Source organism: Caballeronia sp. LZ035 (assembly GCF_031451175.1).
Taxonomy (GTDB): Bacteria; Pseudomonadota; Gammaproteobacteria; order Burkholderiales; family Burkholderiaceae; genus Caballeronia.
Genome location: NZ_JARUXS010000001.1, coordinates 1667011 through 1686071, shown reverse-complemented (window position 1 = coordinate 1686071; position 19061 = coordinate 1667011). Strand labels below are relative to the sequence as shown.

Annotated in this window: 17 protein-coding genes; 8 read left to right on the top strand and 9 right to left on the bottom strand. The window is 63.8% G+C overall.

The window, feature by feature from the left end:
* Positions 1–71: 71 nt before the first annotated feature.
* Positions 72–2294 (bottom strand): glycogen debranching protein GlgX, encoded by a 2223-nt coding sequence (gene glgX / locus QCE88_RS07915; RefSeq protein WP_309900718.1) that lies wholly within the window; start codon positions 2292–2294, stop codon positions 72–74.
* Positions 2295–2598: 304 nt separating this feature from the next.
* Between glgX and QCE88_RS07910 the strand changes: the two genes are divergently transcribed.
* From QCE88_RS07910 to QCE88_RS07895, 4 genes are all read left to right on the top strand, one after another.
* Complete coding sequence (locus tag QCE88_RS07910; protein ID WP_309900716.1) at positions 2599–3984, top strand: DUF2252 domain-containing protein; 1386 nt, start codon at positions 2599–2601, stop codon at positions 3982–3984.
* A 184-nt stretch (positions 3985–4168) separates the two neighbouring features.
* Complete coding sequence (gene mscL / locus QCE88_RS07905; RefSeq protein WP_309900714.1) at positions 4169–4612, top strand: large conductance mechanosensitive channel protein MscL; 444 nt, start codon at positions 4169–4171, stop codon at positions 4610–4612.
* 345 nt (positions 4613–4957) lie between these two features.
* Positions 4958–5449, top strand: a complete 492-nt coding sequence (locus QCE88_RS07900) for a hypothetical protein (protein ID WP_309832024.1) — start codon at positions 4958–4960, stop codon at positions 5447–5449.
* 243 nt (positions 5450–5692) lie between these two features.
* Positions 5693–5902: a dodecin gene (locus QCE88_RS07895; protein WP_309832023.1), complete on the top strand. Its 210-nt coding sequence runs from the start codon at positions 5693–5695 to the stop codon at positions 5900–5902.
* Positions 5903–5999: 97 nt separating this feature from the next.
* On the opposite strand, the gene QCE88_RS07890 is transcribed toward QCE88_RS07895, so the two are convergent.
* The 4 genes from QCE88_RS07890 to QCE88_RS07875 form a co-directional block, all read right to left on the bottom strand.
* Positions 6000–7085, bottom strand: coding sequence for a BMP family ABC transporter substrate-binding protein (locus QCE88_RS07890; RefSeq protein WP_409018061.1), 1086 nt, complete (start codon positions 7083–7085; stop codon positions 6000–6002).
* Positions 7086–7189: 104 nt separating this feature from the next.
* A complete protein-coding gene (locus tag QCE88_RS07885) occupies positions 7190–8119 on the bottom strand; it encodes an ABC transporter permease (RefSeq protein WP_309900712.1) in 930 nt (309 codons plus the stop codon).
* A gap of 21 nt (positions 8120–8140) precedes the next feature.
* Positions 8141–9244 carry an ABC transporter permease gene (locus QCE88_RS07880; protein WP_309900710.1) on the bottom strand — a complete coding sequence of 368 codons (1104 nt, stop codon included), beginning with the start codon at positions 9242–9244 and terminating at the stop codon, positions 8141–8143.
* A gap of 7 nt (positions 9245–9251) precedes the next feature.
* Positions 9252–10823: an ABC transporter ATP-binding protein gene (locus QCE88_RS07875; RefSeq protein ID WP_309900707.1), complete on the bottom strand. Its 1572-nt coding sequence runs from the start codon at positions 10821–10823 to the stop codon at positions 9252–9254.
* A 271-nt stretch (positions 10824–11094) separates the two neighbouring features.
* Between QCE88_RS07875 and QCE88_RS07870 the strand changes: the two genes are divergently transcribed.
* The gene (locus QCE88_RS07870) at positions 11095–12027 is read left to right on the top strand and encodes a LysR substrate-binding domain-containing protein (RefSeq protein WP_061124662.1); all 933 of its coding nucleotides are present in this window, start codon (positions 11095–11097) and stop codon (positions 12025–12027) included.
* Positions 12028–12066: 39 nt separating this feature from the next.
* Here QCE88_RS07870 and QCE88_RS07865 read toward each other — a convergent pair whose 3' ends face one another.
* Positions 12067–13428, bottom strand: coding sequence for an 8-oxoguanine deaminase (locus QCE88_RS07865; protein WP_309900705.1), 1362 nt, complete (start codon positions 13426–13428; stop codon positions 12067–12069).
* Between the two features lie 459 nt (positions 13429–13887).
* On the opposite strand from QCE88_RS07865, the gene uraH reads away from it, so the two are divergent.
* From uraH to QCE88_RS07850, 3 genes are all read left to right on the top strand, one after another.
* Positions 13888–14241 carry a hydroxyisourate hydrolase gene (gene uraH, locus QCE88_RS07860; protein WP_309900703.1) on the top strand — a complete coding sequence of 118 codons (354 nt, stop codon included), beginning with the start codon at positions 13888–13890 and terminating at the stop codon, positions 14239–14241.
* Between the two features lie 87 nt (positions 14242–14328).
* Entirely contained in the window at positions 14329–15522 is a 1194-nt protein-coding gene (locus QCE88_RS07855; protein WP_309900701.1) for a urate hydroxylase PuuD, read from the top strand.
* Between the two features lie 253 nt (positions 15523–15775).
* Positions 15776–16297: a hypothetical protein gene (locus tag QCE88_RS07850; RefSeq protein WP_309900699.1), complete on the top strand. Its 522-nt coding sequence runs from the start codon at positions 15776–15778 to the stop codon at positions 16295–16297.
* Positions 16298–16408: 111 nt separating this feature from the next.
* On the opposite strand, the gene ltaE is transcribed toward QCE88_RS07850, so the two are convergent.
* The 3 genes from ltaE to alc all read right to left on the bottom strand — a co-directional run bounded on the left by ltaE (position 16409) and on the right by alc (position 19032).
* Positions 16409–17413 carry a low-specificity L-threonine aldolase gene (gene ltaE, locus QCE88_RS07845; protein ID WP_309900697.1) on the bottom strand — a complete coding sequence of 335 codons (1005 nt, stop codon included), beginning with the start codon at positions 17411–17413 and terminating at the stop codon, positions 16409–16411.
* Between the two features lie 105 nt (positions 17414–17518).
* The gene (locus QCE88_RS07840; protein WP_309900695.1) at positions 17519–18022 is read right to left on the bottom strand and encodes an ureidoglycolate lyase; all 504 of its coding nucleotides are present in this window, start codon (positions 18020–18022) and stop codon (positions 17519–17521) included.
* Positions 18019–19032, bottom strand: a complete 1014-nt coding sequence (alc, locus tag QCE88_RS07835; protein ID WP_309900693.1) for an allantoicase — start codon at positions 19030–19032, stop codon at positions 18019–18021. The genes QCE88_RS07840 and alc overlap by 4 nt, the downstream gene beginning before the upstream one ends.
* Between the last annotated feature and the right edge of the window lie 29 nt (positions 19033–19061).

Genomic DNA, 19061 nt, shown 5'->3' with positions numbered 1-19061 from the left:
AAGAAGGCGGCTCGCGCCGCCTTCGATTGCAATCGCAAAGATCGCATGATACCGCCCCGCCGATCAGCGACTCACCTGCCGCCACCCGGCTCCGACGGCCTCGACTCGCCCTGCGGCGGGATTTCATCCGTCAGCGCCTCTTCCAGACGCTTGAAGATGCGTCGCGTCGCGCCGCGCGGCTGCAGGGCGAACAGCAGCAGCGAGCGGCCCGTCACCTGGTAGACATCGTCGGAACCGAACACCGGCAACTCCTCACGAACCGGTGCATTGGTGTCGATCAGACAGATCCACTCGTCCGGTCCCGGAATGTCCGGCAACGTGAAGTCGACGACATCGTGATACGAATTCACGATCAGCAGCAAGGTCGCATCCGACGCCGGCTTGCGAATGCCCGTCGCCTGCGCGCGCCCGTCCATGACCACGCCGAAGCAGCGCATGTTCGGGTCGTCCCACTGCTCCTGCGTCAGCTCGTCGCCGCTCGGGCTCAGCCACCTGACATCCGCGACCTGCAGATCCTCGCGATATTCTCCCGTCAGGAAGCGCTGTCGACGCAGCACCGGCAGCGTATGCCGCAAGGTCGTCAGCTTGCGCACGAACTCGGTAAGCGCGAGACCGTTTTCATCGATATCCCAGTTCACCCAGCTGATGTCGTCGTCCTGGCAATACGCATTGTTGTTGCCCTGCTGCGTGCGGCCGAACTCGTCGCCGGCCAGCAGCATCGGCGTTCCTTGCGAAAACAGCAGCGTCGCCAGCAGATTGCGCTTCTGGCGCTCGCGCAGCGTGCGGATCTCGTCATCGTCGGTCGGGCCTTCGGCGCCGCAATTCCACGACTTGTTATCCGAATGGCCGTCCTTGTTGTCTTCGCCGTTCGCCTCGTTGTGTTTGTCGTTGTAGGAGACGAGATCGTTCAGCGTAAAGCCGTCGTGCGCGGTCAGGAAGTTCACGCTCGCCCACGGACGCCGGCCGCGCTTGTTGAACTTGTCGCCGGACGCGGTCATGCGGGTCGCAAGCTCGGGCGCTTCGCCTTCGTCGCCCTTCCAGAAACCGCGCACCGTGTCGCGATAGCGATCGTTCCATTCGGCCCAGCCCGGCGGGAAACCGCCGACCTGATAGCCGCCCGGACCGCAATCCCACGGCTCCGCGATGAGCTTGACGCTGGAGAGAATCGGATCCTGGCGGCAGCTGTCGAGGAACCCGCCGCCCTCGTCGAAACCGTAGGGCTCGCGGCCGAGAATCGTCGCGAGGTCGAAACGGAAGCCGTCGACGTTCATCTCCGTCACCCAGTAGCGCAGGCTGTCGGTGACCATCTGCAGCACGCGCGGATGCGACAGGTTCAGCGTGTTGCCGGTGCCGGTATCGTTGATGTAGTAGCGCGACTCTTCCGGCATCAGCCGGTAGTACGACGCGTTGTCGATGCCGCGGAACGACAGCGTCGGGCCGCGCTCGTTGCCTTCCGCCGTGTGGTTGTAGACCACGTCGAGAATCACTTCGAGACCGGCTTCGTGCAGACGGTCCACCATCTCCTTGAATTCGGCCACGGCGCCCGCGCCGCGCGCGAAGTAACGCGGGTCGGCCGCGAAAAAGCCGATCGTGTTGTAGCCCCAGAAGTTCGTCAGGCCCTTGTCGGTCAGATGGCTGTCGTTGACGAACGCGTGGATCGGCAGCAGTTCCACTGACGTCACGCCGAGGCTCTTGATGTACTCCACCACTTCCTTCTGGCCGAGGCCCTCGAAGGTGCCGCGCATGTGCTCGGGCACTGCCGGATGGCGCTTCGTGAAGCCGCGCACGTGGGTTTCGTAGAAGATCGTGTGTTCCCAGGGCACGCGCACGCGGGTGGCGTGGGTCCAGGAAAAGCTCTGGTCGACCACCTGGCACTTCTGCATGAAGGGCGCGCTGTCGCGTTCGTCGAAGGTGAGATCGTCGCCTTCGGCGAGCAGCGTATAACCGAACACCGCCGGGTCCCACTTCAGCTCGCCGACGTGCGCCTTCGCATACGGGTCGAGCAGCAGCTTGTTCGGGTTGAAGCGATGGCCGGCTTCGGGGTCATAGGGACCATGGACGCGATAGCCGTAGACGGTGCCGGGCTTGAGATCGTGGACATAGACGTGCCAGACTTCGTCGGTGTATTCGGGCAGTTCGATGCGGTGCAGTTCCTGTTCGCCCTTCTCGTCGAACAGGCAGAGGTCGACGCGGGTGGCGTTCGCGGAAAACAGCGCGAAGTTGACGCCGTTTCCGTCCCAGGTGGCGCCGAGCGGAAACGGGGAGCCTTCGGCAATGCGGTGTTCGTTCGGCATGAGATGATCGGATTCGAGTGATGACGCGCGCGGCGTCGGGATCGTGCGGCGCTTGCTGCGTGTATTGCGGCCGTGCATTGCGGACGTGTAAGGCGGATCGAAAAGAGCATTTTGCGTGCCCATGACACGGCGCGGCGCGCGGCTTGCTTGGCGCTGCATCGGGCGTTCATGCGCGGCATGGCTCTTTGCGCCGCCATGTGCCCGACGCGTACACCGTGTAAAACGTGCCTGTCGATGACGCCGTTGCGCGCCTGGCGCATCTGTCGGACGCCTTGCTGCGTCCAAACCCCAAGGAGAGCCCGCCTTGTCCACGCGCCCCGGTTCCACCCCGACAAACCCCCAGGCCGCCGGCACGGCCGAAGCCAGTCGCGCCGCCGGCCGCTCCCTGCGCGACGCGGTGCCGTTCGAGCAGCACGCCGCTTGGCAGCCCGACTCCGCCCGCCCCGATCCGGTCGAGCGCGTCCTCGCCGGCAACGCCGGCCGCCAGGAACGGCTCATTCCACTGCGCATGCAGCGCATGGCGGAATCGCCGTTCGCCTTCCTGCGCGGCGCCGCCACCGTGATGGCCTGGGACCTGGCGAAGTCGCCTTCGATCGGGCACAACGTCATCATCGACGGCGACGCGCATATCAATAATTTCGGCCTGTTCCGCACGCCGCGTCAGGACGTGGTGTTCGACCTCAACGACTTCGACGAGACGCTCGTCGGACCGTGGGAATGGGACCTGAAACGCCTGACTGCGAGCATCAATGTGGCGGCGCGCGAGAACGGCGTGGACCTGGCCGGACGCGAGCGCGCGGTGCGGTCCGCGTGCGCGGGTTATCGCACGACCATGGCGACGCTCTGGCAGGTGAATCCGTACGATCTCTGGCAGATGCGCAGCTACGCGAGCGCCCTGCACATGGACGCGCCGACCCGCCTCGACGCGGAAGAAAAGGCCACCATCGAGAAGACCGTCGAGCGTGCGATGAAGCGGTCGCACGCGACCATGCTGGCGAAGATGGCCGAGCCAGTGGGCAAGGGCTATCGCTTCAAGGTCGATCCGCCGATCCTCACGCAGCTCGACGCCGCCGAGAAAAATCATGTGATTGATGGCCTGAAGGCCTATTTGCAGACCATCGCCGGCGAGTGGCGCATGATGCTCGAACGCTACGATGTCGCGGATGTCGCGCATCGGGTGGTCGGCGTGGGCAGCGTCGGTACGCGCGCGTACCTTGTGCTGATGCTCGGCCGCGCGCTCGGCGATCCGCTGTTCGTGCAGGTGAAGGAAGGCATCGTGCCGGCCGCCGCGCCGTTCGTGCCGCCGCTGGACGAGCCGTTCCAGCATCAGGGACGGCGCGTCGTGCACGGGCAGCGGCTGATGCAGAGTTCGTCCGACGCGCTGCTCGGCTGGACCACGATCTCCGGCCGGGACTTCTATGTACGCCAGATGAAGCAGATTCGCGGCTCGATTCCAGTCGACTGGCTGCACGGCGCCACGTTCGATTTCTACGCCTGGTGCCTCGGCATGCTGCTCGCGCGCGCCCACGCCCGCACCGGCGATGCCGCGCTCATTGCTGGCTATTGCGGCAGCTCGGACAAGCTCGATGCCGCCTATGCAAGCTGGGCCGAGCGTTATGGCGCGCAGACCGTGGCCGATCACGCCGCGTTCTGCGCGGCGATCAGCCAGGGACGCGTGCCGGCGAAGTGAGGCCTGCGCGGCGCAAGACGGAATGTGCGGAGCGCGGGCGGCGCGCAGTCGAATTGACTATCATGGACGCTGTCCACGCCGCATTGCCCGACGCGGCGCGGCTTACCGGCGTTTCAATGGCATAGCCCTTGCTGCCGCTCTACCCCGTTACACCGTCCCGAACTTCAACTGGAGGAAGCCGCGCATGAGCATGATCGATGAATTCAAGAACTTCGCCCTGAAGGGCAATGTCATGGACCTCGCGGTCGGCGTCATCATCGGCGGCGCGTTTTCGACCATCGTCAATTCCGTCGTGAAGGACCTGATCATGCCGGTGGTCGGCCTTGCCACCGGTGGCCTCGACTTTTCCAATCTCTTCGTCAAACTCGGACCCATACCCCCAACCTTCAAGGGCAATCCGGATTCGTACAAGGACTTGCAAACCGCCGGCGTGGCCGTGTTCGGCTATGGCTCGTTCATCACGGTGCTGATCAACTTCATCATTCTCGCGTTCATCATCTTTCTGATGGTCAAGTTCATCAACAACCTGCGCAAGCCCACTGAAGCGGCTCCGCCGCCGTCCACGCCCGAAGACGTGCTGCTGCTGCGCGAAATCCGCGACGAACTGAAGAACGCGCCGCGCGTCTAGCCAGCCGATCCTTCAAGAATCTCAGGAACCCGCGCGGCGTGCGCGGGTCTGCACAAACAGCAGCCCACTTCCGTTGGTGCGCCCTACCGCTTTTTTCTTTACGAAAGCTGTTCCTGCGGGCAGGAGCGGGACTATTATTGGGATTAGATGCTCAGAGGGATGCCCAGTTGGATGCCAAGCGGGCCGCCAATCGGTCAACGGCATGAATCGTGCGCCAGGATCGTGCAATCAGGCAGGAGACCGTGCAAATCGGCGGTCGTGATCCTTGGCCCGAATCACCGTGACCTATTCACATCGATGCGCTATAAAAGATCGACGTGCGGCGCGCAAGACGGGAGTGGCCGCATGAGGACGCTGCGTTTCTTGCAATTCTTTTTCAGGCGAGTTTTTATGTCCTTCCCGAAAAAGCGTAAACGCGTGAAAGCCGACGGCGACGAGTCGTTTCTCGCCGTGCTCCGGCATTTCAGGCCTTTCGGTCAGCTAGACACCAAAATCGCGCGCGCTCGCGCGCAGGACGAACCGGTGCTCTATGCCCATGTGCTGCCCGGACTCGATGTCCTCCTGTGCAGCGTGCGCGGCGCCCAGCCGCCCTATCCGGCCATCGACGAACTGCACAGGCGCTGTGTCGAATCCATCACCAATGCGCTCGAACAACCGCTCGACGGACTCGAGAACGGCGGCTACTGGTACGAGGCCAACGGCTTCGGCTTCCTTGTTTTCGCGAGCCGTGCCCGCACCCAGATCCTGAACGACTTCGGCGCCACCGTTTCGGCACGCAGGCGGCGCGGCGCGCGCCGGCAGGATGCGGGTGACGCCGCTTCACGTCCGTTGCGCTGAGTCATCCGGCATCTCCCGTAGCGCGAATCGATCGGGCCTCCCTGCGAGGCCCGATGCGTTCACGGCCATGGATCGAGCAGGTCCCTCGCGCAAACCCCCACTATTCCCGCACGCTTTCATGTTCTCTAATGGAAGCCGCGCGCCGCCACAGGCAATGGCGCGCGCCTTGCTGCAACGACATTGCAAGCTTCTCGCGACGCCACTGGCCAATCGCGCCGCCCTTCATCAAGAACGGAGAACACCATGTCGGAACACGTCTACAAGCAGATCGAACTCACCGGTTCCTCGCCCCAGTCCAGCGACGACGCCGTGCGCGTCGCTTTATCGAAAGCCTCGAAGACGCTGCGCAACATTCACTGGTTCGAAGTCACGGAAACGCGCGGGCACGTGGAGGACGGCAAGGTCGCGCACTGGCAGGTGACGCTCAAGGTCGGCATCCGCCTCGAGGATTGACGCGTTCACACGTCGCATGAAAAAGCCGCGCTTCGTTTCGCAACGGAGCGCGGCTTTTGATTTGATGGCGGCCCGATAGACCGCCTGGCCAGCATCCTTACTTCGGCAGCGAACCGTCCACGCCTTCCACGTACCAGTTGATGCGTTGCAGTTCCGGATCCGTCAGCGTCTTGCCGGCCGGCACCTTCTCCGCACCGGACTGATCCTTGATCGGACCGCTGAACACATCCCACTTGCCGCCATGCAGTTCGTCACGCTTCGCGGCAACCGCCTGCACCGCCTTCGCGGGAATCACGCCCGTATTCAGGTCTTCCAGGTCCACGGCCTTCTGCGGAATGCCGAGCCACACCGGATCGTTCTTCCACTTGCCGTCGATCACCTTCTGGATCACGTCGTTGTAATAGACGCCCCAGTGCGCGACCACCGAACCCAGATGCGCGTTCGGACCAAACTTCTTCATGTTCGAATCCCAGCCGAAGGCATACACGTGCTTCTCGGCGGCCGTGTTGAGTGTCGCGTTCGAATCCGTGTTCTGCAACAGCACGTCGGCGCCCTGGCCGATCAGCGTTTCGGCCGCCTGCTTTTCCTTGCCCGGATCGAACCAGCTGTTGATCCAGATGACCTTCGTGTGGATCTTCGGATTCACGGAGCGCGCGCCCAGCGTGTAGGCGTTGATGTTGCGCACCACTTCCGGAATCGGCACCGAGGCGACGAAGCCCAGCGTGTTGGTCTTCGTCACGTAACCGGCCGCGACGCCCGCGAGATACGCGCCCTGGTACATGCGCACGTCGTAGGTGCCGAAGTTCTTCGCCTTCTTGAAACCGGTGGCCGTCAGGAACGTGGTATCGGGAAAGTCCTTCGCGACCTTCAGCGCGAAATCCTGATAGCCGAAGCTCGTCGCGAAGATCACCTTGTTGCCCTTGTTGGCGAGATCGCGGAACACGCGTTCCGAATCGGCCGATTCCGGCACGTTCTCCACACGCGTGATCTTGATCTTGCTGCCGTACTTCGCCTCGGCTTCCTTGCTGCCCGCGTCGTGCGCGAAGGTCCAGCCGGCATCGCCCGGATTGCCGAGATAGACGAATGCGACGCCCGGCGCATCGGCCGCCTGCGTGCTCATCGCCGCGACGCTGGCCGACAGCGCGACCGTCGCAGTGACGGCCTTGAGCCATGGTTTATTCATTGTGATTCTCCTGGTCGATGTTGTGTGTGAATCGGTTGTGCGTGTGACAGAGTGTGGTCAGCCAAAAAAACGGACGAAACCGCCGCGCGCGCCGTGACGGTCCGCTAGCTCGCCGCGAAAAATGGCTTGCCGAGCGAAGCCGGCGCGTTGAGCTTGATGGTGTTCGGGTTGCGCGAGATCAGCACCAGCACGACGATCGTCGCGATGTACGGCAGCATCGCGAGGAATTGCGTCGGCACCGGCACGCCGATGGCCTGTGCATAGAACTGCAACGCCATGACCGCGCCGAACAACAGCGCGCCGATCAGCAGGCGTCCCGGCCGCCAGGTCGCGAACACGACGAGCGCAAGCGCGATCCAGCCGCGTCCCGAGGTCAGCTGCTCCTGCCAGACGTGCAGATAGACGATCGAGTAATAGCCGCCCGCGATACCGGCCATCGCGCCGCCGAAGAGCGTCGCGCCGTAGCGCACGCCGACGACCGGAAAGCCCACCGAATGCGCGACCGCCGGCGACTCGCCGACCGAACGCAGCACGAGCCCCGCGCGTGTCTTGTAGAGAAACCAGCCGATCACCGCGAACATGATGAACGCGAGATAGCCGAGCGGCGTCAGCGAGAACACTGCCGGGCCGAGTACGGGAATCGAAGAGAGGCCGGGAATCGGCATCACGTCGATGCTCGCGCGCACTGCCGCCGAGGTGTACGGCTTGCCGACATAGGCCGAAAAGCCGATGCCGAAGATCGTCAGCGAGAGGCCGGTGGCGACCTGGTTGGCAAGCATCGTGATGGTGAGAAAGCCGAACAGCAGCGCCATCGCGAGCCCGGCGAACACGGAGGCGACGATGCCGAGCCACGGGCTGCCGGTGATCGCGGTGACGGCGTAGCCGGTGACGGCGCCCATCAGCATCATGCCTTCCACACCGAGGTTGAGCACGCCCGACTTTTCGGCGACGAGTTCGCCGGCGCCGGCGTACATCAGCGGGATCGCGGCGATGACGGCGCTGGACGCGAGGTTGCTGGCCTGATTGATATCCATGGTCTTCTGCTCTCGTTAAGCTTAAGCGGTGTGATGCGCCGAACGCCGCGTGATGCGGTAGTTCACAAAGAGATCGCAGCCGAGCAGGCAGAACAGCAGCAGGCCCTGGAACACGCCCGCGAGCGCCTGCGGCAGTTGCAGCGAGGTCTGCACGGCTTCACCGCCGAGATAGAGCAGCGCCATCAGCAGGCTCGCGAGCACGATGCCCACCGGATGCAGCCGACCGACGAACACGACGATGATCGCCGTGAAGCCGTAGCCGGGCGACCAGCCCGCCTGCAACTGGCCGATCGGCCCGGCCACCTCGCCCATGCCGGCCAGGCCCGCGAGGCCGCCCGAGAGCAGCAGCGAGGTCCAGATGGTCTTCTTGTCGGAGAAACCGGCGTAGCGCGCGGCCAGCGGCGCGAGACCGCCGACGTTCATCCGGAAGCCCGCGAAGCTCTTGCGCATGAAGACCCACACGCAAGGAATGGCGACTGCCGTGAGAAACACTGACGCGTTGATGCGCGTGCCCTTGAGCCACGCCCAGTGCCAGTCGCCGTAGAGCCGCGGGAACAGCGCGTCGTCGCCGAACATGGCCGAGATCGGGAAGTTCATGCCGTCCGGGTCGCGCCACGGGCCGCTCACCAGATAGATCAGCAGTTGCGCCGCGACGTAGGTCAGCATCAGGCTCGTCAGGATCTCGTTGGTATTGAAACGGCTCTTGAGCAACGCGGGAATCGCCGCCCACAGCATGCCGCCGACCACGCCGCCCGCCATCATCAGCGGCAGCGTCCACCAGCCGGAGGCATCGCCGGCATGGATCGCGATCCCGCCCGCAACGATGCCGCCCAGCAGCATCTGCCCTTCCGCGCCGATGTTCCACACGTTCGCGCGATAGCCGACCGCGAGCCCCAGGCCGATCAGGCACAGCGGCGACGCTTTCAGCACGAGTTCCGACCAGCCGTTGACGCTCGACAGCGGCTCGATGAAGAACGCGTGCATCGCGCGCAGCGGATCCTGGCCGACGAGGCTGAAAATCAGAAAGCCGATGACGAGCGTCGCGACCGCGGCGACCACCGGCACGGCAAGCTGCATGGCGCGCGACGGCGTCGGGCGCGCTTCGAGTCGATAGGGAAAGATCATCGTTCGCTTACTTCGGGAGTGAATCGAGTTCGGCCGACTGCGCGCGCTTGCCGTCGAACAGACCGGCCATGAACAGGCCGATTTCTTCCGCATTGGTTTCGCTCGTCGGGCGTACCGGCGAGAGCTTGCCGCCCGCGATCACCGCGAGCCGGTCGCAGATGTCGAAGAGTTCTTCCAGTTCCTCGGAGATCACGAGAATCGCGACGCCGCGCGCCGCGAGATCGAGCAATTGCTGGCGGATGAAGCCTGCCGCGCCGACATCGACGCCCCAGGTGGGCTGCGCGACCACGAGCACTTTCGGCTCCTGGAGAATCTCGCGGCCGACGATGAACTTCTGCAGGTTGCCGCCCGACAGGCTCTGCGCGAGCGCGCCGCTGCCGCCGCAACGCACGTCGAAGGACTGGATGCAGCGGTCTGCGAACGCCTGCACCGCGCCCGATCGGATCCAGCCGCCGCGCACCATGTTCTCGCGATGCGCCGTGAGCAGCCCGTTGTCCGCGAGCGACATGGCCGGCACCGCGCCGCGTCCGAGCCGCTCTTCGGGCACGAACGCGAAGCCCAGCCGCCGCCGTCCGCCCGCGCTCAGGCGCGCGGCGGGCTTGCCGCAGATGGACACGGCGTCGGCGGCAATGTGTCTGTCGCGAATCTCGCCCGAGAGCGCCGCCAGCAGTTCCGCCTGGCCGTTGCCCGACACGCCCGCGATGCCGAAGATCTCGCCCGCGTGCACGGCGAACGAGACAGTGCTCAGCGAGGTGCCGAAGGGATCCGGGCTCGCCGCCGACAGGTTCTTCACCGCGAGCCGGATCTCGCCCGGCTGGTGCTCGCGCCGCGTGTAGTCCGGCAGCGAATGGCCGACCATCATCTGCGCGAGCGACGCCGGCGTTTCACGGCGCGGATCGGCATTGCCGGTCACGCGGCCGCCGCGCATCACGGTGGCGTTCTCGCAGAGCGACTGGATTTCGTCGAGCTTGTGGCTGATATAGAGAATGCTGCAGCCTTCGGACGCGAGCCGGCGCAGCACCTTGAACAGCTTCTGGACCGCCTGCGGCGTGAGCACCGACGTGGGCTCGTCCATGATGAGCAGACGCGGATTCTGCAACAGGCAGCGCACGATCTCCACGCGCTGCCGTTCGCCGACCGTCAGGCTGTGTACGTGGCGCTGCGGATCGACATCGAGCCCGTAGTCTTTCGACACCTCGCGAATGCGCTTGCCGAGCGCCTTCATGTCGAACTTCTCGTCGAGCGCGAGTGCGATGTTCTCGCCCACCGTCAGCGTCTCGAACAGCGAGAAATGCTGGAACACCATGCCGATGCCGAGCTTGCGCGCCGCCGCCGGGCTGCCGATCTCGATGGCCTCGCCTTCCCAGCGGATCTCGCCTTCGTCGGGCCGTACGGCGCCGTAGATGATCTTCATCAGCGTGGACTTGCCCGCGCCGTTTTCGCCCAGCACGGCGTGGATTTCACCCGGCATGACGACGAGATTCACGCCGTCGTTCGCCTTGACCGACGGATACTGCTTGCTGATGCCTGACAACGCCAGGCGCGGTGGCGTCGTCGACGATTGGATGGCGTCGCCCATTGAGATCCAGAAATGCGCCCGGCCACCGAGCAGGCCAGGCTGGAAAAAGTTACCGCGAAACCGGCGCGTGACGAACGGACGTCACGCAAATCGGGCCGCGGGCAGAATGTACAGAATTCGGGTCTCCAAGTCGATCACTCAAAATAACGCGCCAAATCACGCGCAGCCACGTTTTGCGGGTAAGCCACACCTTGACGAAATTTTCGCTACATACTAAAAATGATATGGACAACCCCTGCTGATATCAGGCAGAACGTATAGTGGAGATAACATGAGTCAGCAACGCGAGGCGATCGATACTTATTTATTGCGCGTCTTGCACACCCTGCTGATGGAACGCAGCGTGACCCGCGCGGCCGTCAAGCTCAATCAGTCACAGCCTGCCATTAGCGCGGCACTGCGCCGCCTGCGCGATATCACCGGCGACCCGCTGCTGGTACGCGGCAAGTCCGGCATGGTGCCCACCGAATACGGCCTGCGCCTCCTCGAACCTACTCAGAACGCCTTGCGCGAAATCGAGCGCATCAAGGTACAGCAGCACAACTTCGATCCGTCGACGTCGGTGCGGTGTTATCGCATCGGCTGCCCCGATTATCTCAACGTGCTGTTCGTGCCGACGGTCGTCGAACGTTTCCGCCAGGCCGCGCCCGACGCCACGCTCGAGTTTCATTCGCTCGGCCCGGCGTTCGACTACGAACTCGCGCTGGAGGACGGCAAGCTCGATATCGTCGTCGGCAACTGGCCGGAGCCGCCCGAACAACTGCATCTGTCCAATCTGTTCGTCGACAAGATCGTTTGTCTCGTCAGCAATACGCATCCGTTCGCCAAGCGCGGCGGTCTCACGCTCGACCAGTATCTGAACGCCCCGCATCTCGCGCCGACGCCCTATTCGGTCGGCCAGCGCGGCGCGATCGACGTGCATCTGGCGCGCGAGCGGCTCAAGCGCCATGTGGTCGTGACGCTGCCGTACTTCAATCTCGCGCCTTACGTGCTCATCAAGTCGGACCTCGTGTTCACGACGACGCGGCTCTTCGCGGATCATTACGCCCGCTTCCTGCCGCTTGCCGTCGTGCCCGCGCCGCTCGATTTCCCGCCGATGCAGTACTACCAGCTGTGGCACGAGCGCTGCCATTACTCCGACGAAGTCCGCTGGCTGCGCGGGCTCGTCGCGGAGGCGACGCGCTCGCTGATCGATCAGCCGTAATGCCGTTGCGGGGCGCTTGAAAGGCGCCCCGCTTGTTTTTCAAGACCGGTTCGCCAGCTCGCCCGCCAGCCGGTTGTGCCGTTCGACGACCGCGCCGAGATCGAGCGTCGTCAGGCGGCCTTCCTTCACGACGACCTTGCCGTCGATCACGCTCGTCGACACTTGCGATGGCGCGCAGAACACCAGCGCCGCGGCCGGGTCGTGCAGCGCGCCTGCGAACGCCGTCTGCGACAGGTCGAACGACACGAAGTCCGCTGCCATGCCGGGCGCGAGGGCGCCGATGTCGTCGCGGTTCAGCACCCTCGCGCCGCCAAGCGTGGCGATCTCGAGCGCCTCGCGCGCGGTCATCGCGTCGGGGCCGAAGCCCACGCGCTGCAACAGCAAGGCCTGACGCACTTCCGCGACCATCTGCGCGCCGTCGTTCGACGCGGAGCCATCCACGCCGATTCCCACCGGCACGCCTGCATCGCGCATGGCGCGAATCGGCGCGATGCCGGAAGCCAGCCGCATGTTCGAGCACGGACAATGCGCGACGCCAGTGCCGGTGCGCGCAAACAGTTCGATGCCCGCGCGGTCCAGCTGCACACAGTGCGCGTGCCATACGTCATGGCCGACCCAGCCGAGATCCTCGGCATATTCAGCGGGCGTCATGCCGAATTTTTCGCGGCTGTAGGCGACGTCGTTGACGTTTTCGGCCAGATGCGTATGCAGTGAGACGCCGTGCTCGCGCGCGAGCAGCGCGGCGTCGCGCATCAGCTCGCGGCTCACGGAAAACGGCGAGCACGGCGCCACGACGACGCGCAGCATCGCGTAACGGCCGGCGTCGTTGTAGGTTTCGATGAGGCGCTGCGTGTCCTTCAGGATCGCGTCTTCCTTCTCGACGACGGAATCGGGCGGCAAGCCGCCGTCCTTCTGCCCGACGCTCATGCTGCCGCGCGCCGCATGAAAGCGCATGCCGATCTCGCGCGCCGCCGCGATGCTGTCGTCGAGCCGGCTGCCGTTCGGGTAGATGTAGAGATGATCGCTGGACGTCGTGCAGCCGGAGAGCAGCAACTCGGCCATCGCGGTCTGGGTCGAGACATGGATCATCTCAGGCGTGAGATGCGCCCAGATCTTGTACAGGTTCGTGAGCCAGCCGAACAGCTCGGCGTTCTGCGCGGCGGGAATGGCGCGCGTCAGGCTCTGGTACATGTGATGGTGCGTGTTGACGAGGCCGGGGATCACGAGGTGGCCGCGCATGTCGAGGATGTCGTCGGCGCTTTCTGGAAGTTCGCTCGTCGGCCCGACGACGACAATGCGGTTGCCTTCGATGAATATGCCGCCGTCGACGATTTCGCGACGCTGCGCGTCCATCGTGACAAGCATGTGGGCGTTCCTGACCAGCAGGGTTCTGGCTTGCATCTGGGTTGCTCCTGAAAACGGCGTTGAGGTCCGGTTAAGCCCCGGTTACCCAGCGTCGGTCGCCGTCTTCGGGACGCGGCACAGTATCCAGATATCGTGCGCGCAATGCCACTGTCCGCAGCCAAAAAATCGGCCGCAATCAGACTCCCGGCATGGTCGTCCTCAGCGCCCCGATATATTCCTGATTTTTGGCGCGGTTAGCATCGCCGAGAGACCCGGCGGACGCGCACGAGGGCCGTTTTGGACAGCGCTCATGCGGTGGGCATTATCTTTCCTATCGCGGGCGCACAGCGCGCGGCGACTTCCTACAATGCTGTACACGGCGCGCATCCGAAACGCCGACGGGTATGTAGCCACTGACGTGGAGCCTCGATCCGCCGCACACGCACCCCGCCCCCGGGGCCGCGGAATTTCGGATCAGCGCTCCGCCAGATCTCGCATAACTCAAGGAAACTGCGAATGGGCAAGCTCACTACCCACGTCCTCGACACCGCGCACGGCCGCCCGGGCGCGCATCTTCAGGTCGAACTGTTCGCGCTCGACGGCGACACGCGCCGCGCGCTCAAGACCATCCACACCAACGACGACGGCCGCGCCGATGCGCCGCTGCTCGAAGGCGCCGAATTCAGCATCGGCGAATACGAACTCGTGTTCCATGCCGGCGATTACTTCGCGAAGCTGGGCGTGAAGGTGCCCGAACCGCGCTTCGTCGACCGCGTGGTGCTGCGCTTCGGCATCGCGGACGCGGCGTCGCACTATCACGTGCCGCTGCTGGTTTCGCCGTGGGCGTACAGCACGTATCGCGGCAGTTGAGCACACGCTAAGGACAATGACTTCGCGCCCTGCCCTTGGTCCCCTCGCAGACGGCGCGCATAAAACAAATCGGTAGTGGAGGAGTACATGGAAGGCTTTGTCACCGACTGGCTCAATCTCGTATTGCGCTGTCTGCATGTCATCGTGGCGATCGCCTGGATCGGCGAATCGTTCTACTTCGTCGCCCTGGATAACAGCCTGAAACCGCCCACTGACCCGAACGCGCGCCGTCGCGGCGTGTTCGGCGACTTCTGGCACGTGCACGGCGGCGGTTTCTATCACATGCAGAAGTATTCTGTCGCGCCGCAGGACATGCCGGAGAACCTGCACTGGTCGTTCTGGCCGTCGTACACGACTTGGATGTCCGGCTTCGGCCTGTTCTTCGTCCTGTATCTGCTGTCGCCGTCCACGTACCTGATCGACAAGAGCGTGCTGGACATGGGTCCGGTGGTGGCGGTGTCGGCGGCGCTGGGCTTCCTGATGGCCGGCTGGATCGTGTATGACACGCTGTGCCGCGTGCTCGGCACCAACGACAAACTGCTCGGCATCTGCGTGGGCATCTATGTGCTGGTCGCGGCGTTCATCGCGTGCCACGTGTTCGCGGGCCGTGCCGCCTACCTGATCACCGGCGCGATGATCGCGACCATCATGTCGGCGAACGTGTTCTTCGTGATCATTCCGGGGCAGCGCAAGATGGTCGCGGCAATGCTCAAGGGCGAAACGCCGAATGCCATCTACGGCAAGCGCGGCAAGCAGCGCTCGGTGCACAACACGTATTTCACGCTGCCGGTGGTGTTCGCGATGCTGTCGAACCACTATGCGATGACCTACACGCACAAGTTCAACTGGCTCATTCTGGTGCTGATCATGCTGGCGGGCGCGCTGATCCGCCAGTTCTTCGTGATGCGTCATCGCGGCCAGGTGCTGTGGTACATGCCGGTCGCGGGACTGGTGCTGGTGCTGGGCGCGTTTGCGTGGACGATGCCCGCGCCGACGATGCCCGTCGCGCAGGCCGCCGGTGCGCCGACGATCAAGGTCGCGGATATCCAGCCGATCATTCAGCAGCGCTGCGCGACGTGCCACTCCGCGCATCCGACGATGATGGGCAGCGCGCCGGCAGGCGTGTTGCTGGATACGCCGGCGGAGATCAAGCAGAACGCGCAGCGCGTGAATCAGCAGGCGGTGACGCTGAAGGCGATGCCGCTGGGGAATGTCACGCAGATGACCGATGCCGAGCGGCAGAAGGTGGCGGCGTGGTTTGCGGGAGGGGCGGTGGAGTGAGGCTGTGGATCGGGCTTGAAAGAGCGTGATTGATGAGTGAACGGCGCCCCCGTTCGTTGGATTCTCGGCCAACGAACGGGGTTTTGCTTTTTAGGCGCCGATTGCGGGATGTCCGCCACTTTTGCAGTCACCTGGCATGCGTCGAAACACAATTTCAGACAATTCGTGTATCAGCCTTCGATTTGTAGCGAGAGCATTGCGAGGATAGCGCGCTCGTGCGCTCATTCCTTCAGTTTCTCCACGGATGCATTAAATGAAACCGATGATCAAGGCAGAGCCCGCGCTGCACGAGCCTCCTTTGATCAGGTCCTGTTGGGACGGTGAAAGTCTCTCATTGTCTTGCGAGATTGCTTACGTCGACAGCGATCTTGCGACGTCCACTACCGCTTTGAGTCAAGTACTGGATCATCAGTTCGGCATCCATCCCCGTGGCTACGTTCTCACAGGCAGTTCGTTCTCCATGGCCCTCGATTCGAGAAAGCGAGTGATTGACTGGGATATCTTGATGACTCCGACGCAATGGATCGATTGCACTCTCCCGTATGCCGAAGCGCCCCGCTCCATACTCACCTTCTCGGCGGATTTCGATTCAAACAATCGCGCAGGAATGGAAGAGCCCAGGATCTATTACGAGCCTACCAATGGAACGCTCTATCTGTCCTGGCTCACTGCGGCGGCCTGGTACGCAATCGATGAAAAGCTTGCGTTTGGGGCAACGGAAGACGGTTATCTGGCCCAGATTCGGTTGGACGGATTTTTCATCGACAATCGTTGACTCGACTTCGCGATATTCGAAGGGAATTGGTTTCCTTGTTGAGCTAAATCTCCTGCAGACCGTTGGTTGAACCGGCTCTTTCCTTTGAGCCGGTTCAACCAGGCAAGCGCCTCACCCCGCAAAATACCCCTTGACCGCCTGAATCACCGTATCGATGTCTTCCCGCGACACATCCCGATGCGTCACAAACCGCGATGCGTAAAGCATCTGCATCAAGATGCCCCGCTCCTTGAGATACGCTTCCAGCGACGCGCAATGCGCCTCAGGAATCTGCGCGAACACCATGTTCGTGGCCTGCGACAGCACCTTGATCGGCTCGATCTGCGCAAGTCCCGCGGCGAGACGCTCGGCGTTCTCGTGATCCCGCGCGAGCCCTTCAACATGATGATCCAGAGCATGCAAACAAGCCGCCGCGAGCAACCCCGCCTGCCGCATCCCGCCGCCCAGCACCTTGCGCCAGCGGCCCGCCACCTCCAGCAACGCGCGCGGCCCCACCAGCACCGAGCCGACCGGCGCGCCCAGTCCCTTCGAGAAACAGATCGACACGCTGTCGAACGGCGCACAGATATCGGCGATCGGTTTGCCCGACGCCACCGCCGCATTGAACGCGCGCGCGCCGTCCAGATGCACCGACAAACCGCGAGCGCGCGCAAGCTGCGCCGCCTCCTCGACATACGCCGCCGGCAGCACCTTCCCGCCGATGGTGTTCTCGAGCGCAAGCAGCTTCGTGCGTGCGAAGTGATTGTCGATGGGCTTGATGGCGGCCGCGATCTTGTCCAGCGGCAGCGAGCCGTCGTCCGCGTTCTCGATGGGCTGCGGCTGGATGCTGCCCAGCACCGCGGCGCCGCCGCCTTCGTACTTGTAGGTATGCGCCGCCTGCCCGACGATGTACTCGTCGCCACGCGCGCAATGCGCCATCAGGGCCGCGAGATTGCTCTGCGTGCCGCTCGGGAAGAACAGTCCAACTTCCTTGCCGGTGCGTTCGGCGAGCGTCGCCTGGAGCTTGAGGACGGTGGGATCGTCACCCCAGACGTCGTCGCCGACTTCGGCCGCCGACATCGCGGCGAGCATGGCCTGACTGGGACGGGTGACGGTATCGCTGCGCAGATCGATCATCGTGTAGGGGTCGTCGGGGAAAAGAGCCGCCTATCTTAACGCCCCCAAATAAAAAGGACCGGCTCGACTGCAACCGGTCCTTCCCTGCGCCTCCGAAGATGCGTCTCAGCGCATCGCTTCTTGAGTCAGCCACAACGACTCTCTCAGGTCCTGCTCGTTGAGGTTATGCCCTTCGCCGCCGCCGCGATCGACGACGATGTAATCGCTCACCTTCTCCAATGCCAGCAGCGGGTGATGCCACACGCCCTTCGCATAGTTGACGCCCTGCCAGCCGCGCGTGACGAAGGCGCGGATCTTCGTCTCGTCGAGATCGCCCGCGGGCGCGACGACCACGAGATAAGGCCGGTCATCCAGCGGAATGAATGCCTGGCTGCCGAACGGATGCCGTTCCAGCATCGTGCATTCGAACGGCAGCGCGCGCGGCTGGCCGCGAAAGAGATTGACGATCGCGTGACCGCCGCCATCCGTTACATCGACATGGCACAGATCATGGAACCGGATCGTCGTGCCGAGGTTGATCGGAATCTGCTTCGCGCCATCGAGCTCGATGACATCGCCGAACGGCTCGAATGCAGCGCGCGTCAACGGTTCGATGACGAGTTTCTTCATGATGCGAGGGTTCCGAAAAGACGCAGGCGCGATACGCCGCCGTCAGGGAAGATGTTGAAGCGCACGTGCGTCACCGGGCCAAGCGCTTCCAGCTCCGACTCGAAGAAATGCTGCTTGTCCATCTGCAGCTTCTGTTCGCCGAGCAGGACCGGCCAGAACATCGCCTGCGTGACCAGCGAACTGTCCGTGCCGCCCTTCACGAACGCTGCCTGGAGCGAGCAGCGGTCCGGATAGTTGCCCTTGAAGTGCGCGGTGTCCACTTCCACCTTCTTGATGACGCCCGGTTGCGCCAGCGCGACGATGCACCAGTCATTGCCCGGTTCGCGGCGGCGGCGCGTTTCCCAGCCGTCACCCATGTCGACGCCGCGGCCCGGCATCAGCAGCGTCGAGGCCAAGCCGAAGTGCTGGTTGTTGGTGCCGACCAGATAGGCGCCGTTTTCCATCGCGCCGAGATCGACGAGCTGGTGGCGGTCCGCCCGGCTCCAGTCGAGTTGCGGCTGGCCATAGACGCGCAGACGCGCAATGCCGCCGTCCGGATAGATGTTCACGCGCAGATGCGTGAACGGCTGCTCCGTCTTCACGTCCAGATAGTGATGGGTGTTGCCCTGCAAGCTCGTGGACGGCACGACTTCGGTCCATTGCGTCGACTGGTTCGGCGCGCCTTCGATCACATGCGCGCCCTCGATCGACGCCGCCGGCGGGAAGTTGCCGGTGAAGTGGCTCGTATCGAGATCGATGCCCTTGATCACGCCCGGCCGCGCCAGCTTGATGATGCACCAGTCATAGCCGGTCGAGCGCTTGCGGCGGGTTTCCCAGCCATCCATCCACTTGCCGTGATCGTCGAACTTGCCGGGAATGAACACGGCCGGCTCCGGGTTCAGCATGCGCTCCTTCGGCGCGAAGAAATCATCGCTCGCCTCGAGTGCCTGCGCGCCCAGACGCGGATCCGCCAGGTTCACATGGCGGCGCGTGAATTCGGGTGCGTTGGGATCGAGTGTCGGAATAGCCATTTATCAAGTCCTTATCGTGGAGCGTGGCG

Bases quoted from the DNA above. Each gene is read 5' to 3' on its own strand.
- glgX (WP_309900718.1), bottom strand. From the start codon at position 2,294: ATGCCGAACGAACACCGCATTGCCGAAGGCTCCCCGTTTCCGCTCGGC.
- mscL (WP_309900714.1), top strand. From the start codon at position 4,169: ATGAGCATGATCGATGAATTCAAGAACTTCGCCCTGAAGGGCAATGTC.
- QCE88_RS07900 (WP_309832024.1), top strand. From the start codon at position 4,958: ATGAGGACGCTGCGTTTCTTGCAATTCTTTTTCAGGCGAGTTTTTATG.
- QCE88_RS07895 (WP_309832023.1), top strand. From the start codon at position 5,693: ATGTCGGAACACGTCTACAAGCAGATCGAACTCACCGGTTCCTCGCCC.
- QCE88_RS07890 (WP_409018061.1), bottom strand. From the start codon at position 7,085: ATGAATAAACCATGGCTCAAGGCCGTCACTGCGACGGTCGCGCTGTCG.
- QCE88_RS07885 (WP_309900712.1), bottom strand. From the start codon at position 8,119: ATGGATATCAATCAGGCCAGCAACCTCGCGTCCAGCGCCGTCATCGCC.
- QCE88_RS07880 (WP_309900710.1), bottom strand. From the start codon at position 9,244: ATGATCTTTCCCTATCGACTCGAAGCGCGCCCGACGCCGTCGCGCGCC.
- QCE88_RS07875 (WP_309900707.1), bottom strand. From the start codon at position 10,823: ATGGGCGACGCCATCCAATCGTCGACGACGCCACCGCGCCTGGCGTTG.
- QCE88_RS07870 (WP_061124662.1), top strand. From the start codon at position 11,095: ATGAGTCAGCAACGCGAGGCGATCGATACTTATTTATTGCGCGTCTTG.
- QCE88_RS07865 (WP_309900705.1), bottom strand. From the start codon at position 13,428: ATGCAAGCCAGAACCCTGCTGGTCAGGAACGCCCACATGCTTGTCACG.
- uraH (WP_309900703.1), top strand. From the start codon at position 13,888: ATGGGCAAGCTCACTACCCACGTCCTCGACACCGCGCACGGCCGCCCG.
- QCE88_RS07855 (WP_309900701.1), top strand. From the start codon at position 14,329: ATGGAAGGCTTTGTCACCGACTGGCTCAATCTCGTATTGCGCTGTCTG.
- QCE88_RS07850 (WP_309900699.1), top strand. From the start codon at position 15,776: ATGAAACCGATGATCAAGGCAGAGCCCGCGCTGCACGAGCCTCCTTTG.
- ltaE (WP_309900697.1), bottom strand. From the start codon at position 17,413: ATGATCGATCTGCGCAGCGATACCGTCACCCGTCCCAGTCAGGCCATG.
- QCE88_RS07840 (WP_309900695.1), bottom strand. From the start codon at position 18,022: ATGAAGAAACTCGTCATCGAACCGTTGACGCGCGCTGCATTCGAGCCG.
- alc (WP_309900693.1), bottom strand. From the start codon at position 19,032: ATGGCTATTCCGACACTCGATCCCAACGCACCCGAATTCACGCGCCGC.